This is a genomic window from Streptomyces sp. NPDC046203, from assembly GCF_040646255.1.
GTDB lineage: Bacteria > Actinomycetota > Actinomycetes > Streptomycetales > Streptomycetaceae > Streptomyces.
In genome coordinates this window covers 326-16,846 of sequence record NZ_JBEYZX010000059.1, presented here as the reverse complement: position 1 = coordinate 16,846, position 16,521 = coordinate 326, and the positions used below count along the sequence as shown (strand labels likewise).

Sequence of the window (16,521 nt, the reverse complement as noted above, 5' to 3'; positions counted from 1 at the left end):
CGCGGGGAGTGGGAGTCGGCTTCATGGCGCGCGAACCACCGTGCGAGCGGGACCGGTTCGCATGCGGCCGGACGTCACGCCCCGACGGGCTCCGCGCGGGCGCTGAGCAGGAGGTTCACCGGCTCGAACTCGCCCTCCGGGATGCCCTGCACCTGCTCCCACACCACGTGACCGAAGCCGTTCTCCCGCAGGACCTCCTCCATCGTCTCGCAACTCCAGTAGCGGGCCGGGAGGGTGGTGGGCGGAACGGTCGGGATGGTGAGCGGGGAGGGGTCCCCGTCGCGGGGGTCGTCCGGGCGGTGGACGACGAGGCCGTTCATCTGCGCGACGCCGGAGGGCAGTCGGGGGTTGCCGACGTAGGCGAGGAAGCGCCCGCCGGTGACGAGGTTGGCCCGTGCCCGCCGGAGCATCCTGGCGAGTGCCTCCCTGCTGTCCGCGTAGTGCAGCACCGCGACCGCCACGGCGACGTCGAACGCGCCGAGGACGGGCATGTCGACGGCGTCGTGGACCTCGTACCGCACCCCCAGCGGCTCCGCTTCCTCCAGCCGCCGCGCGGTCTCGACCATGCCCGGGGACAGGTCCACCCCCAGGACCCGGTCCGCGCCCCGCTGCCGCAGCAACCGGGCGTAGGCGCCGGAGCCGCAGCCGATGTCGAGGACGGAGTTCCCCTCGACCGGCCCGAGGGCGTGCAGGAGCGAAGGGATCTCGATCAGACCGCGATAGGTGCTGAACACCCGTTCCACATCGGTGTAGTCGGACGCGATCTCGTCGTACTGCTCGGTGAGCGTCACCGGGTTCCTCCGGGGAAGTGGGGGCGCCGGCCGGGAGGCGGCGGCGGGTGGTTCGGTTGCCGGGGGACGGACCACGAGGAAGCCCTGCCGCGGATTGCGGTCGAGGCTGCCGAGGCCCTGGAACAACTCCCGTACGACGGGCATCTCCTTGTGGTAGCAGGTGATCGAGGAGGGCACGTCGATGATGGCGGGCGTGTTCAGCAGGAAGGGCAACTCGGCGCGGAGATAGGCGAGTCCCGCCGCCCACTGCGCCTCGGACGCCCCCTCGGACGGACTCGGCGCGTGGGACGTCAGCAGGTCGCGGACCTGCTCCTCGGCGGCCCGCGCGAGGAACCCGCCCCCGCCGAGGTCCGGGTCGATTCCGCGCAGGACCTCCTGATAGCTCGGCAGGGCCTCGTACTCCGACAGCGGCCGGACGCGGAAGCGTTCGGACCCGGCGCCGGCGGTCCGTTCCAGCGCGCGCCGGAGTCTGCGGCGGACGTCCTTGAGCATCCGCCGGGTCCGGCTCCCCGCCTCGTCCGGGGTGCACCCCTGCGCCATGAGCATGGTGTCGATGTGGGTGTCGACGTACATCACGTCGATCAGGGAGAAGTGCCGCTCCGCCCAGCCGAGGAGGGCGCTCAACCGGTCCTGGTTGAAGTAGCTGTTGCCCGTACTGACCCCGATCAGTACGTGGTCGCCACGCTCGAAGACCTTGCGGCACATGGCCGTGACGGGCAGCACGTCGAACTGGTTCATGACGTCGTTTCCCTCACGTCACGCGAGCACGACGGACGGGGGTTCCTGCGGGATCAGGTCGGAATCCCTCAGGTGGAGCGTGAGCCGCAGGCACACCTCGTCGAGGAAGCCGGCGACGTCCCGCTGGATCATCGGACCGCACATGAAATCCTCCAGCCGGCCGTGCAGCGTGAGGAGTTCGCCGTCGTCGAGCCCTCGGTCCTTGAGCAGGACCAGGACGCGGCGGGCGGCGTCGATGCACCGGAAGGTGCCGTACAGCTGCGGTTCGTCGATGAGCCCCCGTCCGCTGCTGAGCAGATACGCGGCCAAGAGGACCAGTTCCTCATCGACCGGACGGGGAGGTGTTTCCCCAGACTTCATGACTGACCACCTCGCTTCGGTCTCGACGCGGGGGAGATACGAGGTCCCTCTTCGGGTATCCGAGGGGCACCATGAGCAGCGGTTCGAGATGATCGGGCAGCCGCAGCAGGGTCTGGATGGGCTTCCGGCGGAAACTGGCGGCGGGGCATCCCCCCAGGCCCATGGAATGGGCGGCGAGCAGCAGGTTCTGTACGGCCATGGCCACGCACAGCAGCCCCTCGTCCCAGAACTCGCCGTCGTCCTTCACGGCCCGGGAGCGGTCGAAGCACGCGACGACCACCAGCGGGGACGGCTCGATGAGTCCCGGGGAGAAGGCCCGGAGCACCCGGAGATTGCGTCTGTCGCGCACGGCCACGAAGGCCCAGGCCTGTTTGTTGCCGCCGGTGGGGGCGGCCAGCATGGCATCGAGCAGGGCGTCCAGCCGGTCGTCGTCCACCGGCTCGGCGGTGAACTGCCGCACCACGCTGCGGGTGTGGATCACTTGCAAGGCGGCTGACGAGGACGCCAGTGACGTGGCCAAGTCCATCCTCTCCGAACCCCGGGAAACGATCACGAGTCGGATGCGCGTGAACCGTAGCCGGAAATGGCAATTGTCCCGATTCGGGAAGGTAGCAGGTCGTCCGCGCGCGGCCGTGGACATCCACGGCCCGGATCCGAGAACCACCCGGGCGACCGGGAGTGCCGCTGCCGGGGCCGGGGCCGGGGGGCTGGTACCGGCCCCCGGCACCGACCCCGACTCCGGCCCCCGCTTCGGCCGCGCTCTGTCGCCTCTGTCGCCTCCACCGCGCACGTCCTCCGCCACCGAGGACGTGCGCCGGGACGATCCCGCTAGCCGGCCTGCTCCAGGTGGCCCGTGTCGTTCCAGCGCTCGATCGCCGGGTCCCCGTACGCCCACCCGAGCACCGACAGACTCGTCGGGTCGAGGCGCAGCCGGGCCGCGAAGGAGACGTCCTCGCCCAGCCAACGGGCCGCGATCGTACGGAGGATGTGGCCGTGCGCGAAGATCAGGACGTCGCGGCCGGCCTCGCGGGCCCACCGGACGACGCGGTCGGCACGGTCCGAGAGTTCGGCCATGCTCTCGCCGTCGGGGACGCCGTCGCGCCAGATGAACCAGCCCGGCTGGACGTCCTGGATCTGCGCCGGGGTCATCCCCTCGTAGGCGCCGTAATTCCACTCCATCAACTCGTCCCAGTCCTGGGCCCGTTCGCCGAAACCGGCCAGGTCGCAGGTCTCGCGGGCGCGGACCAGCGGGCTGGTGCGCACCTCGACGCCGTCGAGCCCGTCCCACGGCGTACGGGCGAGGCGGGCGCCGAGCAGTTTGGCGCCGCGCCGGCCCTCGTCGAGCAGCGGGATGTCGGTCCTGCCGGTGTGCCGGCCGAGCAGCGACCACTCGGTCTGGCCGTGCCGGGCGAGGAGGATGCGCGGTGCCGATGCCGGTGCCATTCGGGCTCTCCTGGGATGCGGGGACAAGGGGGACGGTCGTGTTTCCATCATCGCCCACCGTGATCACCCGGTCCGTTCCGGCCATCCGGCGTCGCCCGGACGAATTCGGGGTGATGTCCGGGCAACCGTCGACCCCCTTCGCGCGTCCTCCTTCGATCAAGGACGAGTGGGGGGACACGTCATATGCGTCGGCCACGCTGGTGGGTGGAGCTCATACTGATCGCCGCGGTCTACGCGGCGTACTCCGGCGGACGGCTGCTGGCCCGCGGCGACGCGGGCACCGCCGTCGGCCACGGGCTCGCCCTGCTGCGGGCCGAGGACGCGCTCGGTCTCGCCGCCGAACGCCCGCTCAACCGGCTCTTCACCGACGTCCCCTGGCTCGGTGTCCCGGCCGACTTCGTCTACGCCTCCCTGCACTATCTGGTCACCCCGCTCGTGCTGGTCTGGCTCTTTTGCCGCCGCCCGGTCCGCTACCGCGCCGCCCGCGCCTGGCTGATGACCTCCACCCTGCTCGGCCTCGTCGGCTTCGTCCTGCTGCCGACCTGCCCGCCCCGGCTGCTCGACCCGGTCCACGGGTTCACCGACACGATGGCCCACTTCAGCGCGTACGGCTGGTGGGGCGCGGAAGCGAGCGCGCCGCGCGGGCTCGGCGGGCTGACCAACCAGTACGCGGCGATGCCCAGCCTGCACGTCGGGTGGGCGCTGTGGTGCGGGGTGATGCTGTGGCGGTACGGGCGCACGCCGCTGCTGCGGACGCTGGGCGTCGCGTATCCGCTGCTCACCACGGTGGTGGTGATGGGCACGGCCAACCACTATCTGCTGGACGCGGTCGCGGGCGCGGCGGTGATGGGCGCGGGGCTGCTGCTCACTCCGTACGTGCTCCGGTTCCTCGACCGGCTCCGCGGGCTCGCCGGTCGCAGCGGGCCCGGCGGTCGCACCGGGCTCGGCGGGCGGCTCGGCGAAGGGGTGATCGGGGGCGAATCCCCGCGAAATTCCCCGGTTGTCAGTGGCGGATGGGAGACTTCCGCGGGTGAGCGCATCCCTGGACAGCGGTCCGCACCGGCCGCCGCAGACGACACTCCGGCATCGGCTCGCTGAGCTGCGCGGACCGGCCACCGTGCCGCGTCCGCTCGACGCGCGGGCGCTGGCCGCCCTGGCCGCGAACCCGGGCTGCCGGCGGCGGGCGATCCTCGACGGCGCGGGGGTCGACAAGACCGCGCTCGCGGAGAAGCTGGGCGCGCCGTCCGGGTTCGGCCAGTCGCAGTTCGCGATCGCCCGGGGCAACGCGTTCGAGGCGAAGGTCAAGGCGGACGGCGGCCGGGAGCTGCTCGCGCTGCTCGGGATCGAGGATCCGGGCACGGTGGACCAGCCGGAGCTCGCGGCGGCCGGGCCCGAGGGCCGTGCGGCCCGGACGGCGCTCGCGCTGCGGGAGGCGACGGCGGCGGGCCGCTGGGCACTGCTCGACCATCCGATGCTGGCCCTGGAGGTGGCCGGTTCGCCGGTCTATCTGGAGCCGGACGCGGTCGTGGTGCATCCGGACGGCCGGTGGACGGTCGTGGAGATCAAGTCGTTCCCGATGATCGACGGTTCGGCCGACGCGGCGAAGGTGGGCGCGGCGGCCCGCCAGGCGGCGGTGTACGTGCTGGCGCTCGCGCGGACCGCGGCCGTCACGGACGGCGCGGAGGTGGCGCACCGGGTGCTCCTGGTCTGCCCGAAGGACTTCTCCAACCTGCCGACGGCGTCGGTGGTGGACGTACGCAAGCAGGTGGCGGTCACCCGGCGGCAGCTGGCGCGGCTGACCCGGATCGAGGACATCGCGGCGGCGCTGCCGCCGGAGGTCACCTTCGACGTGGCGGAGCGCTCGCCCGAGGAGCTGGCGTCGGCGGTGGAGCGCGTCCCGCACGCGTACGCGCCGGACTGCCTGTCCGCGTGCGAACTGGCCTTCCACTGCCGGGAGCGGGCGCGGACGGCGGACGTCGTGACGGCGCTGGGGCGTTCAGTACGGGGTGAGCTGGGCGGACTGACGACGATCGGCGCGGTCCTGGCGGCGGCGCGCGGTGAGGCGGGTGATCCGGACGATCCGGCGGTGGAGGCGCTGCGGCGGGCGAGAGCGCTGCGCGGGGAGGCGCTGGCGGGGGCCGGGACGGGTGGTGTGACGGGTGGTGTGACGGGCGTGGGTGTGTTCGGCTCGGGCGTCGGTGCGGGTGCGGGGCTGGGCGAGGGGGTGGCGGCGTGTCGCTGATCTCCACGCTGGCCCGGATGGAGGCCGTCGAGGCGGGCCGGGCCCAGCCGTTGGCCACGGTCCGGCACCGGCATCTGTCGTCGCGCCCGCTGGTGTTCGTCCCGCTGACGACGTCCGGCGAGGCGGGCGCGCCGCTCGGCGCGCTGGTGGGCACCGACCCGGAGGAGCCGAGGCTGCTGGTCGTACCGCAGCCGCGCGACCGGGATCTGCGGTTCGCGTTCCTCGCCGAACTGGCCGACGCGATCCTGCCGTACATCGACTCCTTCACCGAGGCGGTGGAGACGGCGGAGCGGTCCGAGACCGACCCGGAGACCTGGAAGAAGGTCAAGGTCGAGGTCGCGCTGTGCGCGGACGCGCCGCAGTTGGTGGTGCCGAGCCGGGCGGGTGTGGCGTACGTACGGCTGCTCGGGCGGTCGACGCGGTTTCGGCGGACGGCCGAACAGGATCCGGAGACGCCGTTCCCGGCGCCGCCCCGGGTGCCGCTCCTCGGCCGCTGGCTGACGCACTTCGGCGAGCGCGCGCGGGTGCCGGGGTCCTCGCTGCTCGTGGCGGCGACGGATCTGCTGAACCGGCACTGGGCGACCGGCCAGTCGTCTCTGGAGGACCAGCACCTCGGGGCGCTGCTCGCGTGGATCGACCCGCCGGCGGGCGAGAGCGGCGCCACGGCGGCGCGGCGGGCCGAGCTGGCGCGCGACGCGCGGGGGCAGCTGGAGTGCCCGCCGGCCGGTCCGGCGACGGACCCGGCGTTCGACAACCGGTTGCTGGCACCCGTGATCGAGGCATATGACCGGGCGCGGCAGGCGATCGGCGCGGCCGAGGACGGCGAGGCGGCGGAGGACGGGCTCGCCGCGCTGCACCGGGCCGAGCGGGAGATCCGGCGGCTGGTCGCCGAGCAGCTGAAGCCGACCTGGTACGGGGTGTGGCAGGCGCTCGGCCTGCTGCGGGAGCTGCCCGAGGGCGCGCGGGTGGCCGAGCGCTGGACCCGGGACCGCTGGTCGTTCACCGGCCAGCGGGACCGGATCGCGGCGGGCGAGCCGCCGCAGCCGCGCCGGGACGACGCGGTCACGGCGGCGCACAAGCTGGCGGCGCGCGAGCAGGCGCAAGGGCAGTTGGAGGCGCAGGAGGCGCTGGACGATCCGCTGGTCCTGGCGGGGCGGCGGCTGGCGGGCGAGGCGTTCGTCGGGGAGGTGGCAGAGGTGACGATGGCCTGGTCGGAGTCGAAACGCCCGGCGCCCCGGCCGCTTCTGACGGTCCGTACGGACGACCGGCCGCATCTGAACGAGGGTGGCGTGAAGGTGTACCGCACGCTCGACGGCCGGCCGCAGTCCGCGGAGTTCGTGGCCCGGGAGGACGACGGGGCGCTGGTGCTGCGGCTGCTCGACAAGATGGGCCGGTCGAAGGAACCGGCCCAGGGGACGGTTCCGGAGAAGGGCGAGCGGATCGCCTGGACCCTGTTCGAACACGACCAGCGGCCGGGCGCCAAGCTGCCGGACCCGGAGGAGACCCCGTGGACGCACGGCGGCCCGCCGCGCTCCGACGCCGCCGAACTGCCCGACGCCGTGACCCCGGAGGACATCCTGTGATCATTCGCGATGCCGATTCCGGTACCGATGCCGATTCCGGTGCCGTCGTCTCGGGTTCCGCCGTCTCGGGTTCTTCTTCCGGTTCCGCCGTCTCGGGTTCCGCCGGCTTCGATCCGTCCGCCGAGGCAGCGCGGGCGACGGCCGAGATCCTGGAGAGCACCCTGCACGGCACCGCGCGCGGGGTGGTCGTCGACTCTCCGCCGGGTGCCGGCAAGTCGACGCTCGTGGTCCGGGCGGCGCTCGAACTGGCTGCCGTAGGGCGCCCGTTGATGGTCATCGCGCAGACCAACGCCCAGGTGGACGACCTGGTGCTGCGGCTCGCCGAGAAGCAGCCGGATCTCCCGGTGGGCCGGCTGCACTCCAGTGACTCGGACCCGTACGACAAGGCGCTCGACGCGCTGGAGCACGTACGGAAGTCGTCGAAGCCGGCCGATCTGGCCGGGCTGCCGGTGGTGGTCTCGACCGCCGCGAAGTGGGCGCACGTGAAGAACGTGGAGCCGTGGGAGCACGCGATCGTCGACGAGGCGTACCAGATGCGCTCGGACGCGCTGCTCGCCGTCGCGGGGCTGTTCCAGCGGGCGCTGTTCGTGGGCGATCCGGGGCAGCTCGACCCGTTCTCGGTGGTGGGCGCCGAGCAGTGGGCCGGTCTGTCCTACGACCCGTCGGCGTCGGCCGTCTCCACACTGCTCGCCCACAACCCGGAGCTGCCGCAGCACCGGCTGCCCGTGTCGTGGCGGCTGCCCGCGTCGGCGGCGCCGCTGGTGTCGGACGCCTTCTACCCGTACACCCGGTTCCGCAGCGGTACGGACCACGGCGACCGGCGGCTCGCCTTCGGCGTCGCCTCGGACGGTTCGGGCCCGGACCGGGTCCTGGACGAGGCGGCGGAGTCCGGCTGGGGCCTGCTCGAACTGCCCGCGCGGCACACCCCACGCACCGACCCCGAGGCGGTCTCGGCCGTGGCACTGGTGGTGCGGCGGATGCTCGACCGGGGCGGGGTGACCGTCAGCGAGCGGTCCCCCGACCCGGCGCCGCTCACCCCGGAGCGGATCGCCGTCGGCACCGCCCACCGCGACCAGGCGGCGGCGATCCGCGCGGCCCTGGCCGGACTCGGCGTGACGGGCGTGACGGTGGACACCGCCAACCGGCTGCAGGGCCGCGAGTACGACGTGACGGTCGTCCTCCACCCGCTGTCCGGCCGCCCCGACGCCACCGCCTTCCATCTGGAGACCGGCCGGCTGTGCGTCCTCGCCTCCCGCCACCGCCACGCGTGCGTGGTGGTGTGCCGCGCGGGCGTCGCGGAACTCCTCGACGAACACCCGTCGACGGAACCGGTCCAGCTCGGCGTGACGATGAAGTTCCCGGACGGCTGGGAGGCGAACCACGCGGTCCTGTCGCACTTGGAGGAACACCGGGTGAGCTGGACTCCGTGAGGGGCGAGAAGACGTCGGCGCGTTCGGATATCTCTCGCTCACCGGGCTCCCCTGGCCGCGGTTTATGCAAAGACGCGCATAGTCGCGTTCCTGCATGGACGGCCTGCCCGCGCCGCTCGTACTGTCATGGCGACCGGCCCGAAAGGGGCCCGTACCAGGGGGTTCGCAGCCATGGCTCGTGAGGAACTGACCCGACTGACCGGCGACGGGAACGGCAACTGCAACAACGACGACTGCCCGAACGTCTACCGGACCGCCTCCGGTTCGTTCGTGGTGCAGGGGGACTTATCCAAGGCGTTCACCGCGCCGGACGGCGAAGGACTCGTGGAGATTCCCGAGGAGACCTTGAGGGAGGCGTTCCGTGCTCTTGGATGGTGAAGCCTGGACTGCCAAGGTCCAGGGTTTCCAGCGTGAGGCGTGGCGACTCGAAACCCTCCCCGTGTACAGGGTGCCGAGCGAGGACGGCGACATCCGGGACTTCCTGGCCGGGCAGCACCTGGACCCCGAGAACTACTCCTCCGGCTACACGGAGGGCTTGAAGAGGATCAAGGCGGAGGGGAAGGCCAAGGGGCGCGTTCACGTCGTCAGGCGGCCGCTCACGGACTATCTCCGCTTCGAGTTCATGTACTACGACGCGCATTCACGGGCCGGCGACGACATCCGCGTCCTGGACGTGACCGACCGACCCAACCCCCTTGAAGGGGTACCGGACTTCTGGCTGTTCGATCGTTCGGAGGTCGTCCTCATGACGTACGAGGACGACGGCACACAGATCAGCCGCGAAGTCTTCGAGGGCGATCCCGCGCCGTACGTCGAATACCAGCGCATCGCCATCGCGGAGTCGGTGCCGTTCAGGGAGTACGTGAAACGGTGGCCATCGACCCTGACCAGCTAGAACAGAGCGGCCGCGAACTGTCGGGCATGCTCAAGCACCTCCGCAAGCAAGCCGGACTCTCGGGAGTCCGGCTTGCCGCGCGCTGCAACATGTCCCAGTCCAAGATCAGCCGGATCGAGAGCAACAAGGGGCGCCCGTCGCTCCTGGATGTCGAGCAGATCCTTCGGGGCCTCGCCGCTCCTCCCGCCGTGGCTGCCGAAGTCATGGCCTTGGCCCGTATCGCCCAGACGGAATGGCAGGACGGGAGAACCCTCAGACGAAAGGGGATCGACAAGAAACAGTTGCAGCTGGCCGGAATCGAGGCGTCCTCCACGACCTTCCGCTACTTCCTTCTCTCCATGATTACCGGACTCCTGGCCACCCCCGAATATGTTCGCGCCAGCCTGGCCCAGGCGCCTCCGGAGCAGCAGGCCAAAGCCGTGGCGATGAAACTGGACCGGCAAAGGTCCCTGTTCGACCGCTCCAAACAGTTCACGTTCATCCTCACCGAGCAAGCCGTCAGATACCCACTCGTACCACCTCACGAGTTGGCCATGCAGATCGACCGGCTCGCATCCTTCACCCGCCAGCCGAATATTCGACTGGGAGTAATCCCCGCAGGAGTCCGCTTCGCTTCCGGCGCTTTGAATACCTTCACCGTCTATGACGACACTCTGGCGACGGCCGAACTGGACCTGGGCGCCATCGTCTTCCGTGACAACCGGGATATCCAAGATCTCATCGGCCGGTTCACTTCATACGAGGAACACACCCTGTTCGGGGATGACGCCAGGGAACTCCTGAACGTCTGGGCCGAGGACTGCCGAAGGTGATCTTTACTCGACAACGTGAACAACTTCCCGTATCGCTCCGCGACTCGGGGAGCATCTGTCCCGCAACCGATCGCAGGAGACGCGAGGGCGTGACGACAGGACGCGCCCCTGAGCCCCCTGCCCCTACCGCCCAGTCGCGTTCGAGCGGCCAGGGCGGGCTCCATCACCCGAGCACGATCACGTGAAGGGAACCACTGATGGCAACCGCGGTACAGGTTCGAGACCCCCGGGACTGCGTCCCCACCCAGGTGTGGGACCGCGAAGTCCGACTCATCATGCGGGATCACGGAATGGCGCGTGACGGGGCCACCTCCCCGGCCTCGCCTTCCACACGGCAGAGGTGACCGACTACCTGACTCGGATGGAGGGCTCCGTCGATGTGGTCCTGTCCATCTTCGGACCCGTCTGGTTCACGGACCCCGAACAGCTTCTCCCTCTGGTCCGCGAGAGGCTGTCCCCAGGCGGCGTGCTGGCCTTCTCCCACAAGCCTCCAGCGGCCGGCAATCGGCCGGTCGGCGCCCTGCGAGAGGCCAGAGCGGTGACCAGATGGGACCACAGCCCAGAGGAATGGTCAGCGCTTCTGACCTCTTCGGGGTTCGATCGTCCCGAATCCAAGGTCGCCCCTCCCCCGCAAGGACATGAGGCAGGGACCCTCCTGGTGAGGGCCTACGCGTAACGCACTCCCCTCCCGCACCGGACGATGAGTGGCGCGTGCCCGGTGGCCCACCCCCGGCGGGGGCGGGGTCGCCCGCGACCGGCCCCCTCTTGCCAGGCGCGGGAGAATGGAACCGGCCCGGGTGTCCGGGCCGCCGGTGTGAAGAGGAGAGCGAGCATGGCGGAACCTGCGGAGCGGAGCGGGCAGCGGCGGGTCAGGCCGGCTCCGCTGATCTTCGAGCCTGCCGAGGCGACCGCCGATCCCGAGCACTTCTTCGGCCTGGAGGCGATGGCGGACCCGCGCGAGCTGCTGGCGCGGGCGACGGAGCTGACCCTCGCGTTCCGGGCGGCGGCGGACCGGGCGGTCGAGTACCAGGCGGTCGCGGCGGCGCAGCTCGCGGACCCGGGCCGGTTCGACCGGCTGACGGAGGCGGAGATCGCGGCGCGCGCCGAGTGGACCGAGGACTACGCCCGCAAGATGATCGAGTTCGGCCGTGGCCTCACGCGCGCGAACGGCCGCGACCCGGAGGAGTGAGCCCCCGGACTCACCATCCGGCATATGCCGGGGCAAGATACTCCCCGCCTCGCTGCCCTGTCCGGGTTTTCCGCAACTCACGGAAGCCGGGGAGTCACGGCCGGTAGATCTTCTCGTATGACGACGTGGCTGCTCGACCAGACGACCCCGCAGGACTTCGGCCGCTACCAGGCCGCCCGGGTCACCGACGAAGGTGCCGCGTGGCTCGCCTCGGCCACCGCCCGCCCGGCCGTCGCGTTCGCCCACTGGATGCGGCGGCCCACCGCGCCCGCCGTCCTGCCCTGCGGCATCGTCTTCGACGTGGTGAACGTCGAGCCCACCTTCGGCCGCCGGATGCTGGACACCCTGTGGGCCGAGGGCCCCGGGTGCGGCCCGGTCGCCACCCACCGGGGCCGGATGCTGCTCTTCGCCGCCCCCGGCACCGCCCAGCGGCTGCCGTCGCTGCTCCGCTGGGAGGAGTGGGGAGACACCGTTCCCCGGCCGCTCTGCCACGGCCCCGGGGACGCGGTGACGGTCCCGCCGCTGACCCCGCCGTCCCCGTTCCGCCCCCGTCCCGACGGCACCACCGGCACCACAGGCCCCGCCCGCGCCGCCGGTGCCGTCGGCGCGTACGAAGCGAGTGGGGCGAGTGGGGCGTCCGGGACGGGCGGGCGTGACGAGACCCACGAGGCCTGCGGGGTCTGTGAGGCCCGTGAAGCCCGCGAAGCCCGTGAGACGTACGAGCACCGTGATTCCGCCCAGCCCCGCTGGCTCGTCGCCCCCGACGCCCGGCAGCCGTGGCTGCCCGGCCCCGAGGTGCTGCTGTGGGCCTGCGTCCGGGCCGCGCGGGCCGCTCGTACCCCTTCAGGGCTCCGACGTGCGGCGATCGATTTCTCGTCCGAGGGATCCGGGTGCTAATGTCTACGACGTCAGCAGGCGCCGCTAGCTCAGTTGGTTAGAGCAGCTGACTCTTAATCAGCGGGTCCGGGGTTCGAGTCCCTGGCGGCGCACCGACCGGAAGGCCCCTCGCGAAAGCGAGGGGCCTTCTGTTTTGCCCGCACTCGTACCCCCACACCGGTCAGCGGTTGTGCGTCCGCCCGTTGCTCGCGCCCCGCTCCTCCAGCCGCGGCCCCGTGACCCGTACCGTCCACACCCCCGACGCGGACCGGTCGCCCACCTCCACCCGTACGCCCGCGCCCGGCACGGTGTACGACTCCCCCTCCCGCAGCGGCGCGTCCGCGAGCGGCGGATAGACGGAACGTTCCGCGCACGCCCCGGTCCCCGGATGGGTGTCGATCACCTCCACCGGGCCGTCGCCGGACGCCGCCTCGTTGCGGACCCGGTAGAGCAGGACGCCCTCGGCGCAGGTGCCCCGGTCGTTGCCGGTCGCCGAGCGGGCCTCGATCGCGAGGACGCTGTCACCGCCGGTGCGGACCACCGCGAGCCGGGTGCCGAGGGTGCCGCCCGCCACCGGGGCGGCGGCGACCGGCTCCAGGCCGATGACCCGGGTGCCGGGCCCGCGGACGCAGACCACCTGGGCGCGGTCGAGCCAGCCCAGCTTCCACTTGTGCCAGGCGAAGAGATCCGGCGCGAGGCCGAACTGGCTGCCCATGACGTCCCAGTCCCCGACATAGGTGTCCCAGTCGCCCTTGCCGTCCACGGGCCGGTGGTAGAGGTCCGGCAGGTCGAAGACATGGCCGGTCTCGTGGGCGAGCACGTTGTGGTCCGGCGGATGGCGCTCGAAGACCGTCACCACCCGCCTGATCTCCGCACCGTCGGCCTCCAGCGGGCGTTCCAGGTTGACGACCTTGGTCGCGTCGGAGTCCACGCCGGGCGCGTCGGGGTCGGCGACGAGATAAACGAGGTCGTAGCGGGAGAAGTCCACCGTGTCGTCGGCCGCCGCGATCGCGTCGCGCAGATACGCCGCCCGGTGCTCGCTGCTCCAGTCGCGCCGTATGGCGTACGACACCGAGGAGTGTGGCATCCGGGTCCAGCCGCGCTGCGGATGGACGCGCAGATGGAAGCGGCCGTAGGAGGCGCGGGTGAAGAAGTCCGAGGTGGCGGGGAAGTGGTCGGCGGCCAGTTCGTCGGGGGTGGTCATCGGGACGGAGTCCGGGAAGGACAGGAAGATCATGACCGCGTCGAGGCCCCGGGTGGGCCGGGGGTAGGACGGATTCCAGCTGTCGAGGCCGAGGGAGTGGTGGGCGGCGGTACGCGGCAGGGCGCAGGGCCCCGCCGAGCCGGCCGCGACGGCGGGGCCCGCGAACAGCCCGGCCGCGGCCAGGGCGCCCAGCGACGTGGCGACGGCCGCGCCGGACCGCAGACGGGCACGGTGCACTCCCCCGGGTGGCTGCTGACCCCTCACGTGGACCTCCCGCTCCCGACTGCGCGACTCCTCACCCACCTTGTGGGTGTTCATCTCCTTTCGCCCTCTTCTGCTGCCCCGGTCGAGTGAGACGGGTACGCCAGGTCGACGCGACATCGGCACGAACAAGCTCACGGACAGTCACATTCGGTCAGCTCTTCGTCGACTCGGATCAGATCCGCGCACAAACGATCGCCCGCCGGCGCGACGGCGCCCGGCCCGTGGGCCCCCAGGGCCCGGTCACGGGCCTGGGAGCTGGAACGTCGCCCGCGACAGCCTCTATGATCGGCACGCTTTCCCGGCCGACCCCTTGGCCGACTTTTCCGACCACATCTGTACGGCCCGAACGCACTACGGGAGCGAGCGGTGAGCGGAACCTCCGAAGAACCGGTCCATTCCCGGCACCCGGCCCGCTCAGCGGCCGAGCCGACACTCACGGAGCGTGACGGATCAGAGCAGGAAGCGGGAACGGGAGCAGGAGCGGGAACGGGAACGGGAACGGGATCCGAACCGGAGCCGGGAGCCGATCCCGGTCCGGATCCCCGGACGGAATCACGGCTGGAGTCGCTGCTGGAGTCCGAGCTCCGGGACTACCGCGCCGCCTTCCGTACCGCCCGGCTCGCCATGGCCATGGTCGACCCGGACGGGGTCGTCGTCGCCGCCAACGACTCCTTCGGCCGTCTCCTCGGCACCGAGGCCGCGGCCCTGCGCGAGCAGGCCGCCGCCGACCTCGTCGACCTGTCCGCCGACTGCCACACCCGGGACGCCTACCGCGAGGTCCTAAGCGGTCGGCGCGCCCGCTTCCGCTGCACCCGCCGGCTGAAGCGGCCCGACGGACGCTCGCTGTGGACCGAGGTCACGGTCGCCCCCGTGCCGAACAGCCGGCGCGTGCTCCTGTCGGTCGCGGACATCAGCGACCAGCGCGATCTCCAGGCCCGGCTGCGCCACCTCCAGATGCACGACCCGGTGACCCGGCTGCCCAACCGCGCCCTGTTCTTCGAACGGCTGACCGCCGCCCTGGAGAGCGCCGCCACCGCGCCGGGCCCGGACGGCGGGCACGACGAGGGGACGGAACAGAACGAGCGGGACCAGCGGGACAGGCAGGACGGGCGGGACCAGCGGGACGGGGCGTACCGGTCGTTCCGTCGGGGCGGGACCGGGACCGGGCGGATCGGTATCTGCTACCTCGACATCGACGGCTTCAAGGCCGTCAACGACACCCTCGGCCACCGGGTCGGCGACCGGCTGCTCGCCGCCGTCGCCGACCGGCTCACCGCCTGCGCCGACAGCTACGGCTACACCCGCGACGGCGGCCATCTGGTGGCCCGGCTCGGCGGCGACGAGTTCGCGATCCTGGTCGAGGACTCCACCGGCACCGACCAACTGGCCGATCTCGCCCGGTCGGTGCTGACCGTCCTCCAGGAACCCTTCGACCTGTCCGGGCACCGGCTCTCGGTATCCGCCTCGATCGGCATCGTGGAGCGGCCCGCCCGAGGGTCCTCCGCCACCTGTCTCATGCAGGCCGCCGACACCACGCTGTACTGGGCGAAGGCCGACGGCAAGGCCCGCTGGGCGCTGTTCGACCCCGAGCGCAACGCCCACCTCATGACCCGGCAGGCGCTCAGTTCGACCCTTCGTCCCGCCGTCGACCGGGGAGAGTTCGCGCTCGAATACCAGCCGCTGGTCGATCTCACCGACGGCTCGGTGCGCGGGGTGGAGGCGCTGGTGCGCTGGAACCACCCGCAGTTCGGCGTGCTGACGCCGAATCGGTTCATCTCGATCGCCGAGGAGGACGGTTCGATCGTCGAGCTGGGACGGTGGGTGCTGCGCACCGCCTGCCGCCAGGCCCGACGGTGGCAGCGGGAACACCCGGGCGAGCGACCGCTGTTCGTGAGCGTCAACGTGGCCGTACGGCAGGTCTGGGACTCCGATCTGGTGGCGGACGTGGCCGGGATCCTCACCGAGACCGGGCTCGCACCCCGGCTGCTCCAGATCGAACTGACCGAGTCCGCCGTCATGGGCTCGGCCGGCCGGCCGTTGCAGGCCCTCCAGGCCCTCAGCGACATGGGCGTACGGATCGCGATCGACGACTTCGGCACCGGCTACTCGAACCTCGCCTATCTGAGCCGGCTGCCGGTCTCCGTCCTCAAGCTGGACGGCTCCTTCGTCCGCGGCTTCCAGGACGCCGAACCCGCCAACCCGGCCGACGAGGTGATCGTCGAGGCCCTGGTGCAGCTCGCCCACCGGCTGGGCCTCACGGTCACCGCCGAGTGCGTGGAGAGCGCGGGCCAGGCCAGCCGGCTGCGCCGGATCGGCTGTGACACCGGGCAGGGCTGGCTCTACTCGCGGGCGGTCGCCCCCGAGCGCATCGCCGAACTGATCGGGGTCGCCTCCCTGCCCGTCCGGTCGATGCCCGCGTAGCCGCCCCGGGCCTCTCGGGCCGCCCCGGGCCCGCCGCCCCCTGGGTAACAGCAAGACTGCCCCCGCCCGGTGGGACATACCGGGCGGGGGCAGCCGTCTGTGGGGACGCGGGGGTACGGGGAACGGAGGTGCGGGGGTACGGACTTCGTACGGGTTCCGCACCGGCTCCGTACGGGTTCCGTACGGGTTCCGTACGGGTTCCGTACGGGTTCCGTACGGGTTCCGTACGGGTTCCGTACGGGTTCCGTACGGGTTCCGTACGGGTTCCGTACG

General features: G+C 71.8%; 15 protein-coding genes and 1 tRNA gene. 11 read left to right on the top strand and 5 right to left on the bottom strand.

Annotated features, from left to right (window positions below; genetic code table 11):
* Nucleotides 1-74 precede the first annotated feature (74 nt).
* The 4 genes from ABZ990_RS28310 to ABZ990_RS28295 form a co-directional block, all read right to left on the bottom strand.
* Nucleotides 75-1,529 (bottom strand): tRNA-dependent cyclodipeptide synthase, encoded by a 1,455-nt coding sequence (locus ABZ990_RS28310; RefSeq protein ID WP_361237464.1) that lies wholly within the window; start codon nt 1,527-1,529, stop codon nt 75-77.
* 18 nt (nt 1,530-1,547) lie between these two features.
* Nucleotides 1,548-1,889 (bottom strand): DUF6092 family protein, encoded by a 342-nt coding sequence (locus ABZ990_RS28305; RefSeq protein ID WP_361237462.1) that lies wholly within the window; start codon nt 1,887-1,889, stop codon nt 1,548-1,550.
* Nucleotides 1,852-2,409, bottom strand: a complete 558-nt coding sequence (locus tag ABZ990_RS28300; RefSeq protein WP_361237459.1) for a nitroreductase family protein — start codon at nt 2,407-2,409, stop codon at nt 1,852-1,854. The genes ABZ990_RS28305 and ABZ990_RS28300 overlap by 38 nt, the downstream gene beginning before the upstream one ends.
* Before the next feature lie 308 nt (nt 2,410-2,717).
* Entirely contained in the window at nt 2,718-3,332 is a 615-nt protein-coding gene (locus ABZ990_RS28295) for a histidine phosphatase family protein (protein ID WP_361237456.1), read from the bottom strand.
* A gap of 183 nt (nt 3,333-3,515) precedes the next feature.
* On the opposite strand from ABZ990_RS28295, the gene ABZ990_RS28290 reads away from it, so the two are divergent.
* The 10 genes from ABZ990_RS28290 (at nt 3,516) to ABZ990_RS28245 (ending at nt 12,472) form a co-directional block, all read left to right on the top strand.
* Nucleotides 3,516-4,430 (top strand): phosphatase PAP2 family protein, encoded by a 915-nt coding sequence (locus tag ABZ990_RS28290; protein WP_361237453.1) that lies wholly within the window; start codon nt 3,516-3,518, stop codon nt 4,428-4,430.
* The gene (locus ABZ990_RS28285) at nt 4,363-5,574 is read left to right on the top strand and encodes a hypothetical protein (RefSeq protein ID WP_361237450.1); all 1,212 of its coding nucleotides are present in this window, start codon (nt 4,363-4,365) and stop codon (nt 5,572-5,574) included. Before ABZ990_RS28290 ends, ABZ990_RS28285 begins: the two co-directional genes overlap by 68 nt.
* A complete protein-coding gene (locus tag ABZ990_RS28280; protein ID WP_361237447.1) occupies nt 5,565-7,157 on the top strand; it encodes a hypothetical protein in 1,593 nt (530 codons plus the stop codon). The genes ABZ990_RS28285 and ABZ990_RS28280 overlap by 10 nt, the downstream gene beginning before the upstream one ends.
* A gap of 146 nt (nt 7,158-7,303) precedes the next feature.
* The gene (locus tag ABZ990_RS28275; protein WP_361237513.1) at nt 7,304-8,587 is read left to right on the top strand and encodes an AAA domain-containing protein; all 1,284 of its coding nucleotides are present in this window, start codon (nt 7,304-7,306) and stop codon (nt 8,585-8,587) included.
* Nucleotides 8,588-8,758: 171 nt separating this feature from the next.
* A complete protein-coding gene (locus ABZ990_RS28270) occupies nt 8,759-8,965 on the top strand; it encodes a hypothetical protein (protein ID WP_361237444.1) in 207 nt (68 codons plus the stop codon).
* On the top strand, nt 8,949-9,482 hold the full coding sequence (locus tag ABZ990_RS28265) for a DUF6879 family protein (RefSeq protein WP_361237441.1): 534 nt from the start codon (nt 8,949-8,951) through the stop codon (nt 9,480-9,482). Before ABZ990_RS28270 ends, ABZ990_RS28265 begins: the two co-directional genes overlap by 17 nt.
* The gene (locus ABZ990_RS28260; RefSeq protein WP_361237438.1) at nt 9,458-10,294 is read left to right on the top strand and encodes a Scr1 family TA system antitoxin-like transcriptional regulator; all 837 of its coding nucleotides are present in this window, start codon (nt 9,458-9,460) and stop codon (nt 10,292-10,294) included. Before ABZ990_RS28265 ends, ABZ990_RS28260 begins: the two co-directional genes overlap by 25 nt.
* 832 nt (nt 10,295-11,126) lie before the next feature.
* Entirely contained in the window at nt 11,127-11,483 is a 357-nt protein-coding gene (locus tag ABZ990_RS28255) for a hypothetical protein (protein WP_361237435.1), read from the top strand.
* A 117-nt stretch (nt 11,484-11,600) separates the two neighbouring features.
* Nucleotides 11,601-12,380: a bifunctional DNA primase/polymerase gene (locus ABZ990_RS28250; RefSeq protein WP_361237432.1), complete on the top strand. Its 780-nt coding sequence runs from the start codon at nt 11,601-11,603 to the stop codon at nt 12,378-12,380.
* An 18-nt stretch (nt 12,381-12,398) separates the two neighbouring features.
* A tRNA-Lys gene (locus tag ABZ990_RS28245) sits at nt 12,399-12,472 on the top strand.
* 68 nt (nt 12,473-12,540) lie between these two features.
* On the opposite strand, the gene ABZ990_RS28240 is transcribed toward ABZ990_RS28245, so the two are convergent.
* Nucleotides 12,541-13,827: a M6 family metalloprotease domain-containing protein gene (locus tag ABZ990_RS28240; RefSeq protein ID WP_361237510.1), complete on the bottom strand. Its 1,287-nt coding sequence runs from the start codon at nt 13,825-13,827 to the stop codon at nt 12,541-12,543.
* Nucleotides 13,828-14,394: 567 nt separating this feature from the next.
* Between ABZ990_RS28240 and ABZ990_RS28235 the strand changes: the two genes are divergently transcribed.
* Complete coding sequence (locus ABZ990_RS28235; RefSeq protein ID WP_361237507.1) at nt 14,395-16,248, top strand: EAL domain-containing protein; 1,854 nt, start codon at nt 14,395-14,397, stop codon at nt 16,246-16,248.
* Nucleotides 16,249-16,521: the final 273 nt, after the last annotated feature.

Excerpts from the sequence above, each read along its gene's own strand:
- ABZ990_RS28310 (WP_361237464.1), bottom strand. The coding sequence starts at position 1,529 with ATGAACCAGTTCGACGTGCTGCCCGTCACGGCCATGTGCCGCAAGGTC.
- ABZ990_RS28305 (WP_361237462.1), bottom strand. The coding sequence starts at position 1,889 with ATGAAGTCTGGGGAAACACCTCCCCGTCCGGTCGATGAGGAACTGGTC.
- ABZ990_RS28295 (WP_361237456.1), bottom strand. The coding sequence starts at position 3,332 with ATGGCACCGGCATCGGCACCGCGCATCCTCCTCGCCCGGCACGGCCAG.
- ABZ990_RS28290 (WP_361237453.1), top strand. The coding sequence starts at position 3,516 with ATGCGTCGGCCACGCTGGTGGGTGGAGCTCATACTGATCGCCGCGGTC.
- ABZ990_RS28270 (WP_361237444.1), top strand. The coding sequence starts at position 8,759 with ATGGCTCGTGAGGAACTGACCCGACTGACCGGCGACGGGAACGGCAAC.
- ABZ990_RS28255 (WP_361237435.1), top strand. The coding sequence starts at position 11,127 with ATGGCGGAACCTGCGGAGCGGAGCGGGCAGCGGCGGGTCAGGCCGGCT.
- ABZ990_RS28250 (WP_361237432.1), top strand. The coding sequence starts at position 11,601 with ATGACGACGTGGCTGCTCGACCAGACGACCCCGCAGGACTTCGGCCGC.